The sequence below is a fragment of the Phenylobacterium sp. LjRoot97 genome, from assembly GCF_964254345.1.
Taxonomy (GTDB): Bacteria; Pseudomonadota; Alphaproteobacteria; order Caulobacterales; family Caulobacteraceae; genus Phenylobacterium.
The window spans coordinates 4,147,236-4,168,203 of record NZ_CAXUTH020000001.1 but is presented as its reverse complement, the minus strand read 5'-3'; the positions used below and the strand labels follow the sequence as shown (position 1 = coordinate 4,168,203).

Annotated in this window: 19 protein-coding genes; 14 read left to right on the top strand and 5 right to left on the bottom strand. The window is 69.1% G+C overall.

Annotated elements, in window-relative coordinates:
• Positions 1–23 precede the first annotated feature (23 nt).
• Positions 24–881 carry a TetR/AcrR family transcriptional regulator gene (locus tag ACSQ2H_RS20710; RefSeq protein WP_436063251.1) on the top strand — a complete coding sequence of 286 codons (858 nt, stop codon included), beginning with the start codon at positions 24–26 and terminating at the stop codon, positions 879–881.
• Here the strand turns inward: ACSQ2H_RS20710 and ACSQ2H_RS20705 are convergent.
• The 4 genes from ACSQ2H_RS20705 to ACSQ2H_RS20690 all read right to left on the bottom strand — a co-directional run bounded on the left by ACSQ2H_RS20705 (position 860) and on the right by ACSQ2H_RS20690 (position 4,443).
• Positions 860–1,450, bottom strand: a complete 591-nt coding sequence (locus ACSQ2H_RS20705) for a TetR/AcrR family transcriptional regulator (protein WP_436063250.1) — start codon at positions 1,448–1,450, stop codon at positions 860–862. The genes ACSQ2H_RS20710 and ACSQ2H_RS20705 overlap by 22 nt on opposite strands.
• A gap of 65 nt (positions 1,451–1,515) precedes the next feature.
• The gene (locus tag ACSQ2H_RS20700; RefSeq protein ID WP_436063249.1) at positions 1,516–2,679 is read right to left on the bottom strand and encodes an amidohydrolase family protein; all 1,164 of its coding nucleotides are present in this window, start codon (positions 2,677–2,679) and stop codon (positions 1,516–1,518) included.
• 80 nt (positions 2,680–2,759) lie between these two features.
• Positions 2,760–4,022: an RNA polymerase sigma factor gene (locus tag ACSQ2H_RS20695; protein ID WP_436063248.1), complete on the bottom strand. Its 1,263-nt coding sequence runs from the start codon at positions 4,020–4,022 to the stop codon at positions 2,760–2,762.
• A gap of 22 nt (positions 4,023–4,044) precedes the next feature.
• Positions 4,045–4,443 carry a YciI family protein gene (locus ACSQ2H_RS20690; RefSeq protein WP_436063247.1) on the bottom strand — a complete coding sequence of 133 codons (399 nt, stop codon included), beginning with the start codon at positions 4,441–4,443 and terminating at the stop codon, positions 4,045–4,047.
• Between the two features lie 225 nt (positions 4,444–4,668).
• Between ACSQ2H_RS20690 and ACSQ2H_RS20685 the strand changes: the two genes are divergently transcribed.
• The 3 genes from ACSQ2H_RS20685 to ACSQ2H_RS20675 all read left to right on the top strand — a co-directional run bounded on the left by ACSQ2H_RS20685 (position 4,669) and on the right by ACSQ2H_RS20675 (position 8,670).
• Positions 4,669–5,940, top strand: coding sequence for a polyhydroxyalkanoate depolymerase (locus ACSQ2H_RS20685; RefSeq protein WP_436063246.1), 1,272 nt, complete (start codon positions 4,669–4,671; stop codon positions 5,938–5,940).
• A 10-nt stretch (positions 5,941–5,950) separates the two neighbouring features.
• Positions 5,951–6,688 (top strand): M48 family metallopeptidase, encoded by a 738-nt coding sequence (locus ACSQ2H_RS20680; RefSeq protein WP_436063245.1) that lies wholly within the window; start codon positions 5,951–5,953, stop codon positions 6,686–6,688.
• A 140-nt stretch (positions 6,689–6,828) separates the two neighbouring features.
• Positions 6,829–8,670, top strand: coding sequence for a transglycosylase domain-containing protein (locus ACSQ2H_RS20675; protein ID WP_436063244.1), 1,842 nt, complete (start codon positions 6,829–6,831; stop codon positions 8,668–8,670).
• A gap of 6 nt (positions 8,671–8,676) precedes the next feature.
• Here the strand turns inward: ACSQ2H_RS20675 and ACSQ2H_RS20670 are convergent, their stop codons facing one another.
• Entirely contained in the window at positions 8,677–10,647 is a 1,971-nt protein-coding gene (locus ACSQ2H_RS20670; RefSeq protein ID WP_436063243.1) for a transglycosylase domain-containing protein, read from the bottom strand.
• Positions 10,648–10,823: 176 nt separating this feature from the next.
• On the opposite strand from ACSQ2H_RS20670, the gene ACSQ2H_RS20665 reads away from it, so the two are divergent.
• The 10 genes from ACSQ2H_RS20665 to ACSQ2H_RS20620 all read left to right on the top strand — a co-directional run bounded on the left by ACSQ2H_RS20665 (position 10,824) and on the right by ACSQ2H_RS20620 (position 20,957).
• A complete protein-coding gene (locus ACSQ2H_RS20665; protein WP_436063242.1) occupies positions 10,824–11,828 on the top strand; it encodes a MerR family transcriptional regulator in 1,005 nt (334 codons plus the stop codon).
• A gap of 336 nt (positions 11,829–12,164) precedes the next feature.
• A complete protein-coding gene (locus tag ACSQ2H_RS20660; RefSeq protein WP_436063241.1) occupies positions 12,165–12,506 on the top strand; it encodes a CC_3452 family protein in 342 nt (113 codons plus the stop codon).
• A 162-nt stretch (positions 12,507–12,668) separates the two neighbouring features.
• On the top strand, positions 12,669–12,956 hold the full coding sequence (locus ACSQ2H_RS20655) for a hypothetical protein (RefSeq protein ID WP_436063240.1): 288 nt from the start codon (positions 12,669–12,671) through the stop codon (positions 12,954–12,956).
• A gap of 186 nt (positions 12,957–13,142) precedes the next feature.
• On the top strand, positions 13,143–13,697 hold the full coding sequence (locus ACSQ2H_RS20650) for a F0F1 ATP synthase subunit delta (RefSeq protein ID WP_436063239.1): 555 nt from the start codon (positions 13,143–13,145) through the stop codon (positions 13,695–13,697).
• Positions 13,698–13,701: 4 nt separating this feature from the next.
• Positions 13,702–15,237: a F0F1 ATP synthase subunit alpha gene (gene atpA, locus ACSQ2H_RS20645; protein WP_056024907.1), complete on the top strand. Its 1,536-nt coding sequence runs from the start codon at positions 13,702–13,704 to the stop codon at positions 15,235–15,237.
• Positions 15,238–15,256: 19 nt separating this feature from the next.
• Complete coding sequence (locus ACSQ2H_RS20640; protein ID WP_436063238.1) at positions 15,257–16,126, top strand: F0F1 ATP synthase subunit gamma; 870 nt, start codon at positions 15,257–15,259, stop codon at positions 16,124–16,126.
• Positions 16,127–16,145: 19 nt separating this feature from the next.
• Positions 16,146–17,738 carry a F0F1 ATP synthase subunit beta gene (gene atpD / locus ACSQ2H_RS20635; protein WP_436063237.1) on the top strand — a complete coding sequence of 531 codons (1,593 nt, stop codon included), beginning with the start codon at positions 16,146–16,148 and terminating at the stop codon, positions 17,736–17,738.
• Between the two features lie 5 nt (positions 17,739–17,743).
• Positions 17,744–18,010, top strand: coding sequence for an ATP synthase F1 subunit epsilon (locus tag ACSQ2H_RS20630; protein ID WP_436063236.1), 267 nt, complete (start codon positions 17,744–17,746; stop codon positions 18,008–18,010).
• 201 nt (positions 18,011–18,211) lie between these two features.
• Complete coding sequence (locus ACSQ2H_RS20625; protein ID WP_436063235.1) at positions 18,212–18,856, top strand: hypothetical protein; 645 nt, start codon at positions 18,212–18,214, stop codon at positions 18,854–18,856.
• A 169-nt stretch (positions 18,857–19,025) separates the two neighbouring features.
• A complete protein-coding gene (locus ACSQ2H_RS20620; protein ID WP_436063234.1) occupies positions 19,026–20,957 on the top strand; it encodes an alpha/beta fold hydrolase in 1,932 nt (643 codons plus the stop codon).
• Positions 20,958–20,968: the final 11 nt, after the last annotated feature.

Here is a 20,968-nt window from a genome sequence, read left to right as displayed (position 1 = left end):
CCGGCGCGCGCTAGGCTGAGGCGATGAGCGTCGCGCTGACCCGCCAGCAACTCTATGACCGCGTCTGGGCCGCGCCGATGCGCGAGGTGGCGGCCGAGCTCGGGCTGTCGGGCGGCGGCCTCGCCAAGATCTGCGACCGGCTGCTGATCCCCTATCCGCCTCGCGGCCACTGGGCCCGGGCCAAGGCTGGCCGCGCCGCCGAACCTCCGCCGCTGCCGGCCAGCGCAGAGCCGGCCGACGCGGCGGTGCTGACCGCCGGCGAGCGTTCACGCGCGCGGCGGCGCCAGACCCGCGCGCCGGCCGGGGTGCGGCGGGCGCAACTGCTCGACGCCGCCGCGCAGATCATCGTCGCCGAAGGGCTACCGGCCGCGACCCTGAAGTCCGCGGCGCGGCGGGTGGGGCTAAGCGAGGCCCAGGCCCACAACCACTTCCCGCGCCGCGCCGACCTGCTGGTCGCGCTCGCCCGGCGCGAGCTCGAGGCGATGGAGGTCCGCCGCCGGGCCGAGCTGGACCAAGGCCACGACCGGCAGGATCGCGTGCGGCGCTCGACCCTGGCCTATCTGCGTGAGGTCGCCGAGCGCGGCGCCCTGATCCAGTTGCTGACCGCCAGCGCCGAGGTGCGCGGGGGCTTGCGGGCCGAGCGCGAGGCGGTGCGGACCAGCGAGAGCCGCCGGGTGTCGGAGGGCCTGGAGGCGGCTTACGGCCTGCCGCCCGAACTGGCGGTCGGCGCCACGCGGGTGCTGACCGCGGTGACGCTGCGGGCCGGACGGCTGGTGGCGAGCGGACGGCTGCCGTTGGAGGCCGCCGAGCGGCTAACCTTGGCCATGGTCGAGGCCGGCAACCGGGCGCTGGTGCGCGCCTATCGTCCGTCTGTCGACTGAAGGCTTTGGACGGCCGCAGCGGTCAGCCGGCGGCAGAGCTCCAGCCCGGCGTCAGGCGACAACTCTCCCTGCCAGACCAGGCGGCCAGCCTCCTCCGGAATCGCCAGGACGAGGCTGAACGCGCCGACGGCCTCGGCGGCCGGCAACGCCAGGGCCTTCGCCGAGAGTCGGACGAGGGGCCGGGCGGCGCGGTCTCGGGCGGCGGCGACGGCGGGAGCCAGCCGGCCGCGCATGAACGGGTCGCGCAGGATCACGTGCAGCGCCGGGCCGTGCGCGCACACGTGCCGGAAGTAGAGCTCGGCGCTGGCGACCGCAGCGGCCTCAAGATCGTCGAAGTCCGCGCCGAGCCCATCCGCGGCCAGACGCGCAAAGTCCTCGGCGGCGATGGCGTTGGCGAGGTCGGCCTGGTCGGGGAAGTAGGCGTAGATCAGCGCCTTGCTGATCCCGATCTCGGCGGCGAGGCGCTCGGGCGCCAGCGGCAGGTGACCCTGGGCCACGAGCGCGGCGCGCGCGGCCTGCAGGATCTGGCGACGCCGCTCTTCCGCCGATAGTCGTCCGCCCGCCGCCAAATCGCGCCTCCCGCCCGGGAGGTCATAGGACCAAGGGGGCCTCAAGGCGAGGCCCCCAGGTCAGGTCACTCGGCGGCGACGAGCGCCTCCATGCCCATCATTTCCTCGTAGTTGCGGCGGTAGAAGCGGTCCTTGGCCATCTCGTCGACGCCTTCCATGGTCCGTTCGAACCGGCCGAGCGGATCGTTGGTGCCCTCCGGGTGCGGGTAGTCGCTGGAGAACAGGAAAAGCTCGGCCCCGCCGTCGGCGATCATCCGGCCGATGTCCTCGCCGGGGAACGGCGTGAACTTCACCGCCCGGCGCAGATACTCCGAGGGCTTCAGGCTCATCGCCTTCAGGTGCGGATCGGTGCGCTGGAAGCTGCGGTGGGCGAGATCCAGCTGGCGCAGGAACTCCGGCGCCCAGCCCGCGCCGGACTCGATCACCCCGCCCTTCAAGTTCGGGAAGCGCTCGAAGACGCCGTCATAGACCATGGCGGTCAGGAACACCTGGGGCGCGAAGGACAGCATCACATAGTCGGCGAAGCGCAGGTTCTCCCCGCCGCCATGCAGATCGGGAGCGCGCTCGCGGCCATTGTTCTGGAAGGCCTTGGGCTGGGTCTTGGTGCCAGGGCCGATGTGCAGCACGAACGGAACGCGCTCGCGCTCCAGCAGCGCCCAGATCGGATGGTAGTCCGGGTGGCCGGGCGACTTTTCGCCGGCCGGGCCGGCCGAGACCCAGACCGCGCCGTTGCCGACCTCCAGCGCGATGCGGGTTTCCTCCAGCGCCCGCTTGGCGTCGTCGAGCGGCACGTAGGCGACGCCGACCAGCCGAGGGTCGGCCTTGCAGAACGCGGCCATAGCCAGGTTGTGGGCGCGCGCGCCGGCATAGAGGCCGTCAGCCGAGCCGGCCGAGAGCGCCGGACGCAGCGAGGAGGTGGCGAACACCAGCTGGCTGGAGAAGCCGAACTGGTCGAGCACCTGCGCGCGCTCGGCCGGATCGAAGGCGCCGGCCGCGACCCAGCCCTTCGGGCCGGCGATCGGGTTCTCCATGGCCTTCTGCATCGCAGCGGCGTCGCCCCGCCGGGCCTTGGCGCCGTCGAGCAGGTCGTCGATGCGGTTGCGATCGCGGCCATAGAGCGGCTTCAGCGCTCCGCGCACGGCGTCCTCAATGAACGGTTCCAGCCACTCTCGGGTCTCCATGACGTGGCTGTCGGCGTCGTGAATCACGCGCCCGGCGGCATAAGTCATCACCATCTCCCCAATGTTTTGACTATTGCACCAATAAGGCGCCAGCCGCACGGCCGCAAGCGTGGCCGGGCACGGCGACGTCAGGAGGCGGCGGCTTCGTCGGCGCGGCGGCGCAGCAGGTCGCGCTCGCGGCGGTTCTCGGCCAGGGCCAGGGCGGCCTCGAAGGCGGCGCGGGCCTCGTCGCGTCGGCCGAGCTTGAGCAGCAGGTCGCCGCGGACGCTGGGCAGCAGGTGGTAGCCGGCCAGCGCAGGCTCGCCCACGAGCTTCTCGACCAGCGCCAGGCCCGCCGCAGGGCCTTCCGCCATGCCGACGGCGATGGCGCGGTTCAACTCGACGATCGGCGAGGGCAGGACCTGCGCCAGCCGCCCATAGAGCGCCGCGATGATCGCCCAGTCCGTGTCCGCCGCCGCTTGCGCCTGGGCGTGGCAGGCGGCGATGGCGGCCTGCAGGGCGTAGGGGCCGCCGACCGGGTCGAGCTCGTGGGCGCGGGCCAGGGCGCGAAGGCCGCGGCGGATCTGCAACTGGTCCCAGCGGCGACGGTCCTGGTCGAGCAAAAGGATCGGGTCGCCTTTCGCGTCGACGCGGGCGTTGGCGCGCGAGGCGTTGAGTTCCATCAGCGCCAGCAGGCCATGGGCCTCGGCCTCCTGAGGCGCCACGGCGATCAGCACGCGGGCCAGGCGCAGCGCCTCGTTGCAGAGCTGTGGGCGCATCCAGTCGTCGCCGCGGGCGGCGGTGAAACCCTCGTTGAAGATCAGGTAGACGACCTCCAGCACCGAGGCGAGGCGCTCCGACAACGCCTCGCCGCGCGGGGTCTCATAGGTCAGACCCGACTCCGTGAGCGTGCGCTTGGCGCGCAGGATCCGCTGGCCGATCGTCGCCTCTGGCAGCAGGAAGGCGCGGGCGATCTCGGCGGTGGTCAGGCCGCAGACCATGCGCAGCGCCAGCGCCGCCCGCGCCTCGCGCGCCAGCCGCGGATGGCAGGCGGTGAACACCAGGCGCAGCATCTCGTCGCCGATGTCGTCGTCGAGGGGGGCGTCCAGGTCCGGCATGGCCTGCTGCTCGCTCTCCAGCTCGTGGGCGACCATGGCGTGCTTGCGGGCCAGCATCGGCCTGCGTCTTAGGTGATCGAGGGCGCGGCGCTTGGCGGTCGCCATCAGCCAGGCGCCGGGGCGCTCGGGCACGCCGGTCTGCGGCCAGCGTTCGAGCGCGGCGACGAGGGCTTCCTGAGTCAGCTCCTCGGCCAGCGGCACGTCGCGCAGCATCCTCGCCAGCCCGGTGATCAGGCGTGGCTGTTCGATCCGCCAAGCGGCGAGGATCGCGCGATGGGTGTCGGCGAGGCTCATCGCCGCCGGCCGGCCTGCGGCGTCAAGCGTCCGCCGCGGTGGCGACCGACACCGGACAGCCGGCCTCGAAGTCTTCGCTGGCCATGGCGCGGATTTCGCAGACGCCTTCCCAGCCGGGCATGTGGTCGGCGTGCATCTGCATGAAGTTCATGGCCGAGGCGACCGCCTCTTCCTTGTTCTGCATTTCGAAGATCGCGTAGCCGCCGATCATTTCCTTGGCCTCGATGAACGGGCCGTCGATCAGCGAAACCTTGCCGCTTTCGAGCCGCACGCGGGCGCCGGTGACCAGCGGCATCAGTCCGCCGGTGTCGATCATCCGGCCGGCCTTGATCTCCTCGTTGGCCAGCTTGTCCATCGCCTCGATCAGCTCTGGCGTCGGCGGGGTGGTGTGTGCGGATGTGATGAAGAACATGAAACGCATGGAATTCCTCCTCGGCGGGCCGGGGCGAAGGGCGCCCGCGAGTCCTCCCGCTACATGGATCGACGAACCAGGCGCCGCCAGACCGACAGGCGAGCTCGAAAAAGTCGCAAATTAGGGCAGGCGAAGCGAGCTTGAGCGTGAATTCCCTGCTGGGCTGCGGCATCAGCGCTGGACTCGCTTAACCACCGCCGTGTTATGCTGCGCCGCAGCAAAGAGGACTCGGCGATGCTCTACACGCTCTATGAGGCCGGCTATTACGCCTCCACCCCGCTGCGCTGGGCCGCGCGGGCCACGCGCGACTTCTGGTCGTCGCCGCTGAATCCGGCCAAGGACAGCGAGCTCGGCCGACGGCTGTTCGCCGGCTCGGACCTGTTCGCCAACCTGACGCGTCGCTATGGGCGGCCAGCCTGGAACATCGACTCCGTCCAGATCGAGGGCGAGACCGTGCGGGTGCGGCCGACCGAGGTCTGGTCGACGCCTTGGGTGAAACTCGTCCACTTCACGCGCGACATGGCCGACATGCGCAAGGCCAGCCGCCGCGAGCTGGAGCCGGCGGTGCTGATCGTCGCGCCGTTGTCGGGCCACTACGCCACCCTGCTGCGCGGCACGGTCGAAGCCTTCCTGCAGGACCACGAGGTGTTCATCACCGACTGGTCGAACGCCCGCGACGTGCCGGTGATGGAAGGCCGCTTCGACTTCCACGACTATGTCGACCATGTCCGCGACATGCTGCGCCAGCTGGGGCCGCGGCCGCACGTGGTCGCCGTCTGCCAGCCGGGGCCGGCGGTTCTGGCCGCGGCCGCGCTGATGGCCGAGGACGGCGAGGAGTGCCGCCCGGGGACCATGACCATCATGGGCTCGCCGATTGACGCGCGCCTGTCGCCGACGGTGACCAACAAGCTGGCCGAGGAAAAGCCGTTCGCCTGGTTCAAGTCGACGATGATCGACACGGTGCCCGCGCCCTATCCAGGCATGGGCCGGCGGGTCTATCCGGGCTTCGTGCAGCTCTACTCGTTCATGTCGATGAACGCCGAAAAGCACCAGGACGCGCACCTGCGCTACCTGGAGGACCTGATGAAGGGCGACGGCGACGCGGCCGAGAAGCACCTGGAGTTCTACGACGAGTATCTGTCGGTGCTCGACCTGCCGGAAGAATTCTACCTGCAGACCATCGACTACGTGTTCCAGCAGTACCTGCTGCCGAAGGGCGAGCTGATCCATCGCGGCCGGCCGATCCAGCCGGGATCGATCAACGACATCGGCCTGCTGACCGTCGAAGGCGAAAACGACGACATCTCCGGCATCGGCCAGACCCAGGCGGCGCACGCGCTGTGCACCGGGCTCTCGGACGACTTCAAGGAGGACTACGTGCAGCCGCACGTCGGTCACTACGGGGTGTTCAACGGCCGTCGCTTCCGCGAGGAGATCTATCCGCGGGTGCGGGCGTTCATCCGTCGCATGGAAGGCGCACTCGAAAAGGCCCGCGACGCAGCTTAAGTCTGACGTCATGAGTATCTTCGGCCGTTCGCTTGCGGACGGCGACCGGCTCGACGTCGCCGGCGCCACGGTTCGCCTGAAGGTTCACGCGCGCGCGCGGCGCATCTCGCTGCGGCTCGACCGGACCAAGCGCGAGATCATCGCCACCGCCCCCAGCCAGCGGCGCCTGCCCGAGGCCGCCGCGTTCGCGCGCGACCGCGCCTCGTGGATCGCCGAGCGGCTGGCCGAACTGCCGCAGAGCCAGGCGATCGCGCCGGGCATGACCATCAGCCTATTCGGCGAGTCCTGCCGGCTCGAGGCCAGCGACAAGCCGGCCCGGCTGCATCCGGCGACGGAAGAGACGCCGCTGCGGATCAGCGCCCGCGGCGAGGGCGAGGCCTACGCCAACGCCGTGATCCGGATCATCAAGCGCCAGGCGCTGGAGCTGTTCACCGAGCGTACCGCGTTCCATTGCGCCCGGCTGGGGGCCAAGCTGCCGAGCGTCACCATGATGGATGCGCGCGCCCGCTGGGGTTCCTGCCGGCCGGGTCTGCCCGGCAAGCCCGCGGCGATCCGCTATTCCTGGCGGTTGGCGCTGGCTCCCTACGACGTCGCCGACTACGTCGCCGCCCACGAGTGCGCACACTTGCTGGAGCTGAACCACGGGCCGAAGTTCTGGGCCCATGTCAGCGCCCTGGTCGGCGATGAGCGTCCGCATCGCGCGTGGCTGCGCGCCGAGGGCGCCCGGCTGCACGCGTTCGGGCGGTGAGCGACGCAAGTTGATCCCCCAGCAGGGGAGGAACTTGGAGTCGCAGCTGGCGACCATTACCGCGAATTATCTTGGCTCGGCTGCGGACCGGAGGGAGAAGGAGCCGTAAGCCGCGCGTGCGGTCGTTGGAGCCTTAAGACTTGATCTCCCTCGCGCTCGCCGCGTCGCTGTCGCTGACCGCGCCGGAACTTCCGCCCCTGCCGCCGATCAAGCGAGAGGCGCAGGTGGTCTATGTCGATCGCGCCGGCGCGGTGCTGGGCGTGCGCGGCGGCCGCTATGGCCCGCCGGTCGACATCGCCAAGCTGCCGCCTCACGTCCCGGCCGCCTTCGTCGCCATCGAGGACCGGCGTTTCTACGAGCACACCGGGTTCGACGCGATCGGCATCGCCCGCGCCATCGTCGCCAACGCCGAGCAAGGGCGGGCGGCGCAGGGCGCCTCGACCATTACCCAGCAGCTGGCCCGCAACCTCTTCCTCAGCGCCGACCAGACCATGGAGCGCAAGGCCAAGGAGGTGGTGTACGCCGTCCAGCTGGAGCGCACCTATTCGAAGAAGCAGATCCTCGGCCTCTATCTCAGCCGCGTCTATTTCGGCTCGGGCGCCTATGGGATCGAGCAGGCCTCGCGCCGCTACTTCGGCAAGAGCGCGGCCAAGCTGAGCCTGCGCGAGGCCGCGACCCTGGCCGGCGTGCTGAAGTCGCCGACCAAGTACAATCCGATCGAGGAGCCGGCCAACGCCGCGGCCCGCGCCGACCTGGTGCTGGCGGCCATGGTGGAGACCGGCGCCATCACGCCGGCGCAGCGCAAGCAGGCCATGGCCCAGCCGTTGAAGCTGGCTGGCGGCAGCTACAGCGCCTCAGCGAACTACTTCATCGACTGGCTGGACGGCCAGCGCCGCCAGCTGGTCGGCGCGCCCAAGCAGGACGTCATCGTCGAGACCACCCTGGACGCCGGCCTTGAGGCTGCGGCCGCGACCCAGACGCGGACCGTGGTCGAGCGCTACAAGACCCAGGATGTCAGCCAGGCGGCGCTGGTGGCGCTGGACGGGCAGGGCCGCGTGCGGGCCATGGTCGGCGGCGTCGACTATGCGAGCGCGCCGTACAACCGCGCAGTCACCGCCAAGCGGCAGGCCGGCTCGGCCTGGAAACCGTTCGTCTATCTGACCGCGTTGGAGGCGGGCCGCACGCCGGACATGGCGGTGGTGGACGAGCCGATCACCATCGGGACCTGGTCGCCGCAGAACTACAGCAACAACTTCGCCGGAGCCCTGACCCTGGAGCAGGCGGTGGCGCAGTCGACCAACACGGTGGCGGTGCGGCTGGCCGACGAGGTCGGGCGCGGGGCCGTGGCGGCCACCGCCAAGCGGCTGGGCGTGGTCTCGGCGGTGAACACCGACCCGGCCATGGCGCTGGGGACCAGCCTGGTCTCGCCGCTGGAGATGGCTCAGGCCTATGGCGCGTTCTCGAACGGCGGCAATCGGGTGCAGGCCTACGGCATCGAGCGCATCCGCACGGTCGGCGGCCAGGTGCTCTATCAGCGCAAGGCGGCCTCGGCGGCGAACGTGATCGGCAATCCGGCGCTGAGCGACCTCAACCGCATGCTGCGCGGCGTGGTCGCGGCCGGCACCGGGACGCGCGCGAAGATCGCGGGCTACGACATCGCCGGCAAGACCGGCACCACCAGCGACTACAAGGACGCCTGGTTCGCCGGCTACAGCGGCGGCTTCACGACCGTGGTCTGGATGGGCAACGACAGCGGCGCGCCGATGAAGCGGGTGACGGGCGGCGGCGCGCCGGCCGAGCTGTGGCGTGGGTTCATGACCACGGCGCTGAAGCGTGGTCCGGCCGTGGCCATCCCCTACGGCCCGCCGGCGGCCGCGCCGCCGCCGCCTCCGCCGGAGACGATCGAGACGCTGCTGGAGGAGGCGCCTGAACCGGCGCCGACCACGACCACGGCCGAGGTGGTCGACGAGCCGCCGATCTAGAAGCGCCTAGAACGGGATATCGTCGACCGGCGCGGTCTTCTGCTGCGGGGCCTGCGGCTGGGCCGCGGGCTGGCCGCCGACCCCGATGGCGTCGGCGATGCCGTCGACCAGGTCGCCGATCGGATCGCTGGGCGCAGGCGGCTCATAGGTGCCGCCGGGAATGGCCTGGACCTTCAGCCGTGGCAGGGCCTGGCCCATGAAGTCGCGCCAGATGCCGGCCGGGGCGCCGCCGCCGCTGACCCGCTTCATCGGCTTGTTGTCGTCCTTGCCGACCCAGACCGCGGCGACGAAGCCGCCGGTGTAGCCGACGAACCAGGCGTCGCGATAATCGCTGGTGGTGCCGGTCTTGCCGGCCAAGTCGTAGCCGGGGACCTTGGCGCGGGTTCCGGTGCCGCTGGAGACCACCTGGCGCATCATCTGGTTCATGTACTGCAGGGCAGGGGTGCCGATGACCTGGGTGCGGGCGGTCTTCTCGACGCTGTGGTCGTAGAGGATCCTGCCGCTGGCGGTGCGTATCCGCTGGATTCCGTAGCCCTTGGCCAGGAACCCGCCGTTGGCGAACGGGGCGTAGGCCTGGGCCATCTCCATCGGGCTGACCTCGACCGCGCCGAGCGCCATCGAGGGGTCGAGCTGGATGTGCGAATTGATGCCGAGCCGGCGGGCGGCCGCGGCGACATTGCCGGTGCCGACCTCGTTGGCCAGCCGCGCGGCGACGGTGTTGATCGACTGGGCCAGCGCCGTCTGCAGCGTCATCGGGCCGCGAAAGTCGTTCGTATAGTTCCGCGGCGCCCAGTTGCCGATCTTGATCGGCTCGTCGACGACCATGTCGGCGGGCGTGCGCCCCGCCTCCATCGCCGCCAGATAGACGAAGGGCTTGAACGCCGAGCCCGCCTGGCGGCGGGCGGTGGTGGCGCGGTCGAACTGGCTGTCATTGTAGTTGGCGCCGCCGACATAGGCGCGGATGCGGCCCTCGCCGTCGATGGCGACCAGCGCCCCCTGGCCGATGCCCTGGCTCTTGCCGGCCTCGACCCCCTTGCGGATCGCCTGCTCGGCGGCGGTCTGGATCGGCAGGTCGAGCGTGGTCTCGACCACCAGGTCCTCGGTCGGCTCGCCGACCAGGCTGCGGACCTGGTCGTCGACCCAGTCGGTGAAATACTGCGCGCGCTGATTGGCGAGCGTCGGGTTGACCCGCACCGGGGTCTTGAAGGCCGCGTCGCGCTCGGCCGGGGTGATGGCGCCGGTGCGGACCATCTCGTCCAGCACGATGGTGGCGCGGCGCTCGGCGCGGTCGGTGGCCGAGACCGGCGAGTAGCGGCTGGGCCCCTTCATCATGCCGGCCAGCAGGGCGCTTTCGCCGAGCGTCAGCTGGCTGGCGGGCTTGCCGAAATAGCGCTGCGAGGCGGCCTCGATGCCATAGGCCCCGCCGCCGAAATAGACCCGGTTCAGATAGAGAGAGAGGATCTCCTTCTTGGAGAACTTGGCTTCCAGCCACATGGCCAGGATCAGCTCCTGGGCCTTGCGGCGATAGTTCTGGCTGGGCGTCAGGAACAGGTTCCGCGCCAGCTGCTGGGTGATGGTCGAGCCGCCGCGCAGCGGCCCGCCCTTGTTCTGCATGTTGTAGATCTGCGAGCGCAGAATGCCCCACGGGTTGAAGCCGGGGTGCCAGTAGAACCAGCGGTCCTCGATGGCGATGAACGCCTTCGGGACATAGTCCGGCAGCGAATCGAGATCGACCGGCGGGGTGTTCTGGCTGCCGCGCACGGCGACGAGCGCGCCCGACTGGTCGAGATACGACACCGACGGCGCGCGGGTGACGTCGTTGAGCTTGGAGGTGTCGGGCAGGTCGACCGCGAACACGGCGAAGAAGGCGACGACGAAGATCAGCCCCCACACGCCGAGGACTGCGGTCCAGTAAAGGAGCGCCTGCAACGGGGTACGCTGGGCCGGCCGGCGAGGGCCCGGTCCTGACTTGGCCATGTGTCGTCCTAAAGAGTTCGCCGAATACCCGCCCCGAGGCGGCTAGATAGCTGATGCGCACCAAACGCGCGACATGATTGACGAGCGATGAACAAGCGTGGCTTTAACGCCCGCTTGACCCGGCCCCTGGGGCCGCTCCCCTCAATGCGTCGGTCAACAGCGCAGCGAGGTGATTCGTGACCGGTTCCGTTCAATTCCTGAGCCCTTCGCAGGCCGCCCGGCGGCTGGGGGTCTCGGCCAAGGCGCTGCGTCTCTATGAAGAGCGCGGCCTGATCGCGCCGCTGCGCACCGCCGCCGGCTGGCGCGCCTATGGTCCCGAGCAGCTGGCGCGGGGCGGGGAGATCGCGACCCTGCGGGCGCTGGGGCTCAGCCTGGCGCAGGTCGAGCGGGTGCTCGGCGGCGACGCGAGCGTGCTGGAGCCGGCGCTGGCCGCGCATCAGGCGGCGCTGGAGGCGCAGGGCCGCAGCCTGGCGCTGACCATCGAGCGGGTAAGCCGGATGCGCGAGGCGCTGGCGGCGGGCGCGGCGCCGAGCGCGGCCGAGCTCGCGGCGCTGCTGGCGGCCCCGGCGATCGCCTTCGACCTGCCCTGGCCGTGGGGCGGCGAGCGCTTCGAGCTGGGGGAGCTTGCGCCGCTGACCTACCTGGTCGGGCCGCTCGGCAGCGGCAAGACGCGGCTGGCGATGCGGCTGGCGCAGGAACTGCCCGGCGCGCGCTTCGTCGGGCTCGAGCGCCTGGAGGCGGAGGTCGTCGCGGACGCGCGCATCGAGGCCGCCGCGGCCTGGCTGGTCGAGGACGGCGCGACGCGCAGCCCGGCGCTGCTGTCGCTGCTCGCCGAGCTGGAAGCGGACGGCGAGGGGGCGCTGGTGGTCGACATGGTCGAGGACGGTCTGGATGAGGCGACCCAGGCGGCGCTGATCGCGCGCCTGCGGCGACGTGGGCGCCCGGCGCGGCCGCTGGTGCTGATGACGCGGTCGGACGCGATCCTCGACCTGGCCGCTGTCGGCCCGGGAGAAGCGGCGATCTATTGCCCGGCCAACCACAGCCCGCCGATCGGCGTGGCGTTGCGTCCCGGCGCGGCTGGCTACGAAGCGCTGGCCATGTGCCTCGCGCCGCCGCAGGTGCGGGCCCGCACCCATGGCATGATCGCCTGGAGGCCGGACGGCGCGCACCCGGCGTCGTGAGCCCAGCTCACGGAGCATCCGGCGAAAGCATCGTTTGATCGGCGCGCGGCGGCGTGGCGCAATCGCGGGCGAAAGGAGGGCGTGCAACGCGGCCCCGGCGCTCGCAGAAGGCGAGCCCGCCTACATGGGAACGCTGCTATCGGTTCGCAATCCCATCATTTTCGCATAACCGCGTTGCGAAAAAAGCGGTTGCTGATGATCTTAACACCGTTATCTTAGCGATGCTTAGTTCAACTCGCACAGCCGGTGGGGATACCGGTTGTGATCCCCGGATTGGTCCGAGCCGTGTCCCTGAACCGGACTCGCACATTCTCCCCGAACGCTGGAGGGCTTTCGATGAAGCTCCGTACGCTCGCGGCCGCCTGCGCCGCCATGATGTCCGTCTCCTTCGCCGCTGGCGCGGCCCTGGCTGACGATCCGATCACCGCCAAGCTGCAGGCCCCGGTCGCGGAAAAGACCAAGTTCATCGCCGGCGGCGCCGTCTTCACCTGCGAAGGCGACACCTGCCTGGCGTCGGCTCCGTCCTCGCGCACCTACGGCGCGGCGACCTGTAAAGAAGTGGCCAAGAACGTCGGTGCGGTCGCCTCGTTCGGCGGCGCGCGCAAGCAGCTGGAAGCGGCCAAGCTCGAGCAGTGCAACACCGCTGCCCTGCCGGCCCAACAAGTGGCCAACCGCTAAGGCTGAAGGATCCAGGTTCGCGCATATCTAGGCGCGCCTCCCAGCCGCTAGTCTAGTCGAGCCTGTAACTCGGGCGCCGGGCCCTCCGGCGCCCGTCTTTCTATGTGTGCGGCGGCGGATCGGCTTGGCCGCGGCGCAAGCGCCGCTTATGAACCCGCCGCGATGACCCAAGACCCCATTTCCATAGAGACCGCATTTCCCGCTGGCCCGGCCCCGGCCGCCAGTCTGCTCGAGCCGGCCCTGACGCAGGTCGCCGGCGAGGGCGCTGAACCCGTTTCGCTGACTATCGATTATGGCAGCGCCGCCGCGGCGGGCGCCGTGGTGAACGTGGAGGCCGGCGTCGAGCGGGCCACCCGCACCCTGGTGTTCGCCTATGGCCGAGTGCTCGCTCAGGACGGCGCCGTGCTGGCTACGGGGGCGGCAGTATTTCGTAGGATCAACACCAGATAATACAAGGTGTCGCGGCTGGTTTGGTTGCGACGCTGAAAATCGCGTGCTATCAGGCGCGCGGCTTCGGGCCAGGGGCTTTTCCAGTCTCGATGGCCAATGTGCTTTTCCAAGCGCTTTCAAGCCTTTAGGGTCGCAGTGGAGATTTCTTCGCCGCGGCCTTTTGCGCGCACCGGGCGGACAAAATAAGTGGCGGACGATTCCAAGGCTTCGAATGTGGGCAGCAGATATGCTCAAGCCCTGTTCGATCTCGCGAACGATGAAAAGAAATTGGCGGCCGTTGAGGCCGACCTTAAGGCGCTGAAAAAGATGAGCGCCGACAGCAAGGATCTGCGGACCTTGCTGGCTTCGCCGGCGTTCAGCGCCGACGTCAAGGGCAAGGCGTTGGCCTCCCTTGGCGCAAAGGCGAAGCTCAATCCCACAACCAGGAAGTTCCTGGGGTTGCTGGCCGCCAACGGCCGCGCCTCGGCGCTTCCCTCAGTGATCACGGCCTTCGAGGCCCTGGCGGCGGACGCGCGCGGCGCGATCTCGGCCCAGGTGACCACGGCTATGCCGCTTACTGCAGCCCAATCCAAGGGTGTCGCCGCCGCGTTGCGAACCGCGCTCGGCAAGGACCCCGAAATCGAGACCCGCGTTGATCCGGCCCTTCTGGGCGGGATCAAGGTGCAGGTCGGTTCCCGTCTGTTCGATGCTTCGCTGCGTTCGAAGCTCGACTCCCTCAAGTTCGCCCTGAAGAGAGCGTAAGCCCATGGACATCCGCGCCGCCGAAATTTCGGCCATCCTCAAGTCGCAGATCGCCAATTTCGGCGAAGAAGCTGACGTCTCGGACGTTGGTTCGGTTCTGTCCGTCGGTGACGGCATCGCCCGCGTCTTCGGCCTCGACAACGTCCAGTCGGGCGAAATGGTCGAGTTCCCCAAGGCCGGCGTGAAGGGCATGGCCCTGAACCTGGAAAAGGACAACGTCGGCGTCGTTATCTTCGGCGAAGACCGCGCCATCGCCGAGGGCGACGAAGTCCGCCGCCTGGCTGAAATCGTGGACGTGCCGGTCGGCAAGGGCCTGCTGGGCCGCGTCGTCAACCCGCTGGGCGAGCCGATCGACGGCAAGGGCCCGATCCAGAACGTGGCCGAGCGCCGCCGCGTGGACGTGAAGGCGCCGGGCATCATCCCGCGCAAGTCGGTGCACGAGCCGGTGCAGACCGGCCTGAAGGCCATCGACTCGCTGATCCCGGTCGGCCGCGGCCAGCGCGAACTGATCATTGGCGACCGGCAGACCGGCAAGACCGCCGTCGCGATCGACGCCATCCTGAACCAGAAGTCGATCAACGCCGGCGATGACGAGAGCGCCAAGCTCTACTGCATCTACGTCGCCATCGGCCAAAAGCGTTCGACCGTGGCCCAGATCGTCAAGACGCTCGAAGAGCGCGGCGCCCTGGAATACACCATCGTCGTTTCGGCGACCGCCTCGGAACCGGCTCCGCTGCAGTTCCTGGCTCCGTTCGCGGGCTGCGCCATGGGCGAGTGGTTCCGTGACAACGGCATGCACGCCGTCATCATCTACGACGACCTTTCCAAGCAGGCCGTCGCCTACCGCCAGATGTCGCTGCTGCTGCGCCGTCCGCCGGGCCGCGAAGCCTATCCGGGCGACGTCTTCTATCTGCATAGCCGCCTGCTGGAGCGCGCCGCGAAGCTGAACGAAGACAACGGTTCGGGCTCGCTGACCGCTCTGCCGGTCATCGAAACCCAGGCCAACGACGTGTCGGCCTACATCCCGACCAACGTGATTTCGATCACCGACGGCCAGATCTTCCTGGAAACCGACCTGTTCTTCCAGGGCATCCGCCCGGCCGTGAACGTCGGCATCTCCGTCAGCCGCGTGGGCTCCTCGGCCCAGATCAAGGCGATGAAGCAAGCCTCGGGTCCGATTAAGGGCGAACTGGCCCAGTATCGGGAAATGGCCGCCTTCGCGAAGTTCGGTTCGGACCTCGACGTCACCACCCAGCGCCAGCTGGCCCGCGGCGAACGCCTGACCGAGCTGCTGAAGCAGCCGCAGTACTCGCCGCTGAAGGTCGAAGAGCAGGTGGCGGTGATCTACGCCGGCACCCGCGGCTACCTCGACGGCATCGCGACCGCCGACGTCGGCCGCTACGAAGCCGAACTGCTGGGCCGCCTGCACTCCAAGCACCAGGACATCCTGGACACCATCCGCACCAGCAAGGAGCTGAAGGCGGACACTGAGGCCAAGCTGAAGGAAGCTCTCGAAGCCTTCACCAAGAGCTTCGCGTAAGTCAGCGGAGCTTTAGGAGATGGCCAGCCTCAAGGAGATGCGCAATCGGATCGGAAGCGTGAAAGCCACGCAGAAGATCACGAAGGCGATGCAGATGGTGGCGGCGGCGAAACTTCGCCGTTCGCAGGACGCTGCGCAAAACGCCCGCCCCTACGCCCAGCGCATGGCTTCGGTCATCGCGAACCTGGCGTCGGGCGTGTCGGGCGACGGCGCGCCGAAACTGCTGGTCGGCACGGGCCGGAACGATCGCCATCTGGTGGTCGTGACGTCCTCGGACCGCGGCATGGCCGGCGGCTTCAACACCTCGATCATTCGCGCCGCGCGCGAACGGATCAACGCGCTGGCCGCCCAAGGCAAGGATGTGAAAATCCTGGTCGTCGGCAAGAAGGCCCGCGACCAGCTGAAGCGTCAGTACGGCGACAAGATCGTGGCCTCCTTCGAGGCCGGGGTTCCGTCGATGGCGACCGCTCAGCCGGTGGCCGACAAGATCACCGAGCTGTTCGAGGCCGGTGAGATCGACGTCGTCACCCTGGCGTTCAGCCGCTTCAAGTCGGTGGTCACCCAGACCCCGACCTTGAGCCAGCTGATCCCTGCGCAGGTCGAGGACGGCGGCGCGACCGTCGACCTGAAGGGCGCGGCCTACGAGTACGAGCCGGGCGAAGAGGAAATCCTCGAAACCCTGCTGCCGCGGAACCTGACCGTTCAGGTGCTGTCGGCGATGCTCGAGAACCAGGCCGGGTTCTACGCCGCTCAGATGACCGCGATGGATAACGCCACTCGCAACGCCGGCGACATGATCGCCAGCATGACCCTGCAATATAACCGTTCACGCCAGGCGCAGATCACCAAGGAGCTGATCGAGATCATCTCCGGCGCCGAAGCGCTCTAACCCGAAAGAGTCCGAACCCATGGCTACGACCCCCAAGGCTCCCGCCAAGAAGCCCGCCGCCCCGAAGGCGGCCGCCGCGCCGAAGGCCGCCGCCGCCAAGGCCGCGCCGAAGGCTGCTGCTCCGAAGGCTCCCGCCGCCGCCAAGGCTGCTGCTCCGAAGGCCGCCGCCGTCGCCGGCGTCGCCAACGGCCGCATCTCGCAGATCATCGGCGCCGTCGTCGACGTCGAGTTCGATGGCCACCTGCCGGCGATCATGAACGCGCTGGAAACCACCAACACCGACCAACGGACCGGCGCGCCGTTCCGCCTGGTGCTGGAAGTCGCTCAGCACCTGGGCGAGAACACCGTCCGCACGATCGCCATGGACACCACCGAGGGTCTGACCCGCGGTCAGCCCGTGACCGACACCGGCCGCAGCATCACCGTGCCGGTCGGCCCGGCGACCCTGGGCCGCATCATGAACGTCATCGGCGACCCGATCGACGAAGCCGGCCCGATCGTCACCGAGCACTATTCGCCGATCCACCGGGAAGCCCCGAGCTTCGCCGAGCAGTCGACGGCGGCTGAAGTGCTCGTCACCGGCATCAAGGTCATCGACCTGCTCTGCCCCTACACCAAGGGCGGCAAGATCGGCCTGTTCGGCGGCGCCGGCGTGGGCAAGACCGTGACCATGCAGGAACTGATCAACAACATCGCCAAGGCGTACGGTGGTTACTCCGTGCTGGCCGGCGTTGGTGAGCGGACCCGCGAAGGCAACGACCTCTATCACGAGATGATCGAGTCGAACGTGAACCAGCCGGGCGGCGGCGGCGAGAGCCGTTGCACCCTGGTCTACGGCCAGATGAACGAGCCCCCCGGCGCCCGCGCCCGGGTCGCGCTGACCGGCCTGGCTCAGGCCGAGTACTTCCGCGACCAAGAGGGCAAGGATGTGCTCCTCTTCATCGACAACATCTTCCGCTTCACCCAAGCCGGCTCGGAAGTGTCGGCTCTGCTGGGCCGTATCCCGTCGGCCGTGGGCTATCAGCCCACCCTGGCCACCGAGATGGGCAACCTGCAGGAGCGCATCACCTCGACCTCCAAGGGTTCGATCACCTCGGTCCAGGCCATCTACGTTCCCGCCGACGACCTGACCGACCCGGCCCCGGCCGCTTCGTTCGCCCACTTGGACGCCACCACCGTTCTGTCGCGTGACATCGCGGCCCAGGCCATCTTCCCGGCCGTGGACCCGCTGGACTCGACCTCGCGGATCATGGACCCGCTGGTGATCGGCGACGAACACTACGCCGTGGCCCGCCGCGTCCAGGAAACCCTGCAGGCCTACAAGGCCCTGAAGGACATCATCGCCATCCTGGGCATGGACGAGCTGTCGGAAGAGGACAAGCTGACCGTGGCCCGCGCCCGGAAGATCCAGAAGTTCCTCAGCCAGCCGTTCCACGTGGCCGAGCAGTTCACCAACATGCCGGGCATCTTCGTGAGCCTGGAAGACACGATCCGCTCCTTCAAGGCGGTCGTGGACGGTGAATACGACCACCTGCCGGAAGCGGCCTTCTACAACGTCGGCACCATCGAAGACGCGGTGGTCAAGGCCGAAAAGCTGGCCGCGGAAGCCTAAGGATCATGGCTGGGAAGCTTCACTTCTCGCTGGTCTCGCCCGAGCGCGAACTGTTCTCGGGCGATGTCGACCAGGTCGACGCGCCGGGCACCGAAGGCGACTTCGGTGTGCTGGCCGACCATGCGCCCTTCATGACCACGCTGAAGGTCGGGCAGGTGAAGGTCTATAACGGCGGCGCCGTGAAGGTCTTCGAGATCGAAGGCGGTTTCGCCGACGTGACCCCTGAGGGCCTGACCATCCTCGCCGAACACGCGAAGGAAGTGGCCGCCTAACCGCCGGCCGCAGCCCAACGATCAGAGACCCCGACGCCCCCGGCGCCGGGGTCTTTTCGTATCTGACGGGCCAGTCACGTGATTTTGCCGACCCCAGGCGCCGCAATCGCCATCGATCAGTCCGATTGCTGCGCTAGAGGGGTTGCGAGGGACCGCCTGTTTCGAGTGTTATGCGGCACGCTTAAGTTAGGGGACTTCGCCATGCGCACCGCCTTCGTCAGTCTGATTGCTCTCGCTGGGCTCGCCACGGCGGCTCACGCCCAACCGGCGCCCGAAGCGGCCCCGCCGGCCGCCCCCGCCGCCGAGCCGGCCCCCGCCGCCGCGCCCGCGGCTGCGCCGGCCCCGGCCGCCGAAGAAAAGTCCTACGTGCTGCCGACCACCGGCGCCGAGGGCCAGATCATCGACGTCATCAACCGGGTCTGCAAACCGCTCGTGCAGGGCGGCGACTTCAAGGCCCTGGCCGGCGGCATGACCGGCTACAAGCTGAACAAGCGCGAAGGGACCTATGTCGGCACCCTGGTCGAGAAGCCCTACACCCTGACCATCTGGCCGCAGGGCTCGAACAAGGACGTTTGCCGCCTGACGCTCAGCTATCCGGTGGACGGCGAGAAGCCGATCATCGTCGGCCTGAACATCTTCTCGTTCCTGCACAAGCCCGAGCTGGTCCAGCAGCGGAACGACTTCGTTCCCGCGACCGACTTCAAGCGCATCACCAACTCGTGGGAATACTACACCGACAAGGAATCGATCGGCCTGGTGTTCCTGCAGCTGAAGAAGCCGGACGGCACGCCGGCCGGCAAGAACGCCGACCTGGCCGAAGTGCTCTACTCGGAACGCAAGTTCTAGGCCTTCGCCGCCGCCCGCCAAGGGCGCAGCAAAGCCGATGCGAAGGGCGTGGGACCGGCTCCCGCGCCCTTTGTCGTATCCGCCGCAGGGCGCTCGTCGATCGGGCGTTGACGCGCGGCGCCGGGCGCGGCCAGGGTCGCGCCAACCTCGACTGTTTGGAGCTCCCCCGATGACGACGCGCGCCCTGCTGCTTGGCACGGTCCTCGCCTTCGCCTGCGCCGCCGCCGCGCTGGCCGCCGACCTGCCCAAGCGCCAGTCCGGCCAGATCGTCTACGACAACGTGCCCGAGACGCCGGCCGCGCTGAAGGCCGCCATCGCGCCGTACTACAACGCCCGCTCTGCGGTGTTCGAGGACTGGCTGGACGACGGCTCGATCCTGATCGCCACCCGCTTCGGCGACGTGAACCAGATCCACCGCGTGGCCGCGCCGGGCGCCGCGCGTACTCAGCTGACCTTCTTTCCCGAGCCGGTGAACGCCGCCAAGGCCCAGCCGGGCCAGGCCCGCTTCGTCTATCCGCGCGACGTCGGCGGGGCCGAGTACTACCAGGGCTATGTGCGCGGCCTGACCGGCGCCGAGGTGCAGCTGACCGCGCCGAAGACCCGCAACTCCGACTTCACCTTTTCGGGCGACGGCAAGCTGGTGGCCTGGAGCCAGGTGACCCCGGGCGATCCGAACTACGACATCATGCTGGCCGACCCGGCCCAGCCCGAAGGCCGCCGCGTCGTCCATGAGGGCACGGGCGCGATGGCGGTGCTCGACTTCTCGCCGGATGGCAAGAGCCTGCTGCTCAGCCGCTACAACTCGGTCGCCTCGACCGAGCTGTTCGTGCTCGACATCGCCAGCGGGGCGGTGAAGCCGGTCGGGCCGACCGGCCGGCCGATCGCCTATGTCGGCGGCGCGTTCGCCGCCGACGGCGGCCACGTGGTCACGCTGTCCGACGACAAGTCCGACATGGCCCGCCCGGTCGTGATCGACCTGGCCAGCGGCGCGGTCCGCGACCTGGAGCCGGGCGCCAAGTGGCCGGCCGAGGGCTTCGACCTGTCGCCCGACGGCGCGCTGATCGCCTACCTCGTCAATGAGGAGGGCTATTCGAAGATCGTCGTGAAGGACGTCGCCAGCGGCAAGACCCTGCCGACCCCGGCGCTGCCGATGGGCGTGCTGACCGGTCTGGGCTTCTCGCCCGACGGCAAGCAGCTGGGCTTCAGCCTCTCGACCTCGACCTCGTCAGGCGACGTGTGGAGCTTCGCCCTGTCCGACCAGAAGCTGGTCCGCTGGACGCAGAGCGAGCTGGGCGGCCTGGATCCGGCCAAGCTGGTCGAGCCGACCCTGTTCCGCTACCCGACCTTCGACAAGCGCTCGATCCCGGCCTTCATCTACAAGCCGGCCGCCAAGCCGGGCGAGAAGCTGCCCGTGGTCATCCAGATCCACGGCGGCCCCGAGGGCCAGGAGCAGCCGAGCTTCAACCCACGGCGCCAGTCATGGGTCAACGAGGTCGGGGCCGCGGTGATCATCCCCAACGTCCGCGGCTCCAGCGGCTACGGCAAGACCTACATCGGGCTCGACAACGCCGAGAAGCGCGAGGATTCGGTCAAGGACATCGGGGCGCTGCTCGACTGGATCGCCAAGCAGCCGGACCTCGACGCCAGCCGCGTGGCGGTCGTCGGCCAGTCGTACGGCGGCTACATGTCGCTGGCGGTGGCCGCGCACTACAACGACCGCATCGCCGGGGCGATCGACCTCTACGGCATCTCCAACTGGAAGACCTTCCTGGCCAACACCGAGGGCTACCGCCGCGACCTGCGCCGGGCGGAGTACGGCGACGAACGCGATCCGAAGATGGCCGCCGTGTTCGACAAGATCTCGCCGCTCAACATGAGCGCCAAGATGAAGAAGCCGATGATGATCTACCAGGGCGCCAACGATCCGCGCGTGCCGCAGTCGGAGTCCGAACAGATGGTCGCCACGCTGCGCGGCCAGGGCACCGAGGTCTGGTACGTGCTGGCCCTCGACGAAGGCCACGGCGTCGCCAAGAAGGCCAACACCGAGGCGGTGCGCGCCAGCGAGATCGTGTTCCTGCAGAAGGTGCTGGGGACGAAGTAGGGCCAGTCGGC

What these genes read in the sequence shown, in the direction of transcription:
- ACSQ2H_RS20680 (WP_436063245.1), top strand. Translation starts at nt 5,951, where the DNA reads ATGAGTATCTTCGGCCGTTCGCTTGCGGACGGCGACCGGCTCGACGTC.
- atpA (WP_056024907.1), top strand. Translation starts at nt 13,702, where the DNA reads ATGGACATCCGCGCCGCCGAAATTTCGGCCATCCTCAAGTCGCAGATC.
- ACSQ2H_RS20625 (WP_436063235.1), top strand. Translation starts at nt 18,212, where the DNA reads ATGCGCACCGCCTTCGTCAGTCTGATTGCTCTCGCTGGGCTCGCCACG.
- ACSQ2H_RS20690 (WP_436063247.1), bottom strand. Translation starts at nt 4,443, where the DNA reads ATGCGTTTCATGTTCTTCATCACATCCGCACACACCACCCCGCCGACG.
- ACSQ2H_RS20630 (WP_436063236.1), top strand. Translation starts at nt 17,744, where the DNA reads ATGGCTGGGAAGCTTCACTTCTCGCTGGTCTCGCCCGAGCGCGAACTG.
- ACSQ2H_RS20700 (WP_436063249.1), bottom strand. Translation starts at nt 2,679, where the DNA reads ATGACTTATGCCGCCGGGCGCGTGATTCACGACGCCGACAGCCACGTC.
- ACSQ2H_RS20685 (WP_436063246.1), top strand. Translation starts at nt 4,669, where the DNA reads ATGCTCTACACGCTCTATGAGGCCGGCTATTACGCCTCCACCCCGCTG.
- ACSQ2H_RS20660 (WP_436063241.1), top strand. Translation starts at nt 12,165, where the DNA reads ATGAAGCTCCGTACGCTCGCGGCCGCCTGCGCCGCCATGATGTCCGTC.
- ACSQ2H_RS20695 (WP_436063248.1), bottom strand. Translation starts at nt 4,022, where the DNA reads ATGAGCCTCGCCGACACCCATCGCGCGATCCTCGCCGCTTGGCGGATC.
- ACSQ2H_RS20620 (WP_436063234.1), top strand. Translation starts at nt 19,026, where the DNA reads ATGACGACGCGCGCCCTGCTGCTTGGCACGGTCCTCGCCTTCGCCTGC.
- ACSQ2H_RS20710 (WP_436063251.1), top strand. Translation starts at nt 24, where the DNA reads ATGAGCGTCGCGCTGACCCGCCAGCAACTCTATGACCGCGTCTGGGCC.
- ACSQ2H_RS20670 (WP_436063243.1), bottom strand. Translation starts at nt 10,647, where the DNA reads ATGGCCAAGTCAGGACCGGGCCCTCGCCGGCCGGCCCAGCGTACCCCG.
- ACSQ2H_RS20655 (WP_436063240.1), top strand. Translation starts at nt 12,669, where the DNA reads ATGACCCAAGACCCCATTTCCATAGAGACCGCATTTCCCGCTGGCCCG.
- atpD (WP_436063237.1), top strand. Translation starts at nt 16,146, where the DNA reads ATGGCTACGACCCCCAAGGCTCCCGCCAAGAAGCCCGCCGCCCCGAAG.
- ACSQ2H_RS20640 (WP_436063238.1), top strand. Translation starts at nt 15,257, where the DNA reads ATGGCCAGCCTCAAGGAGATGCGCAATCGGATCGGAAGCGTGAAAGCC.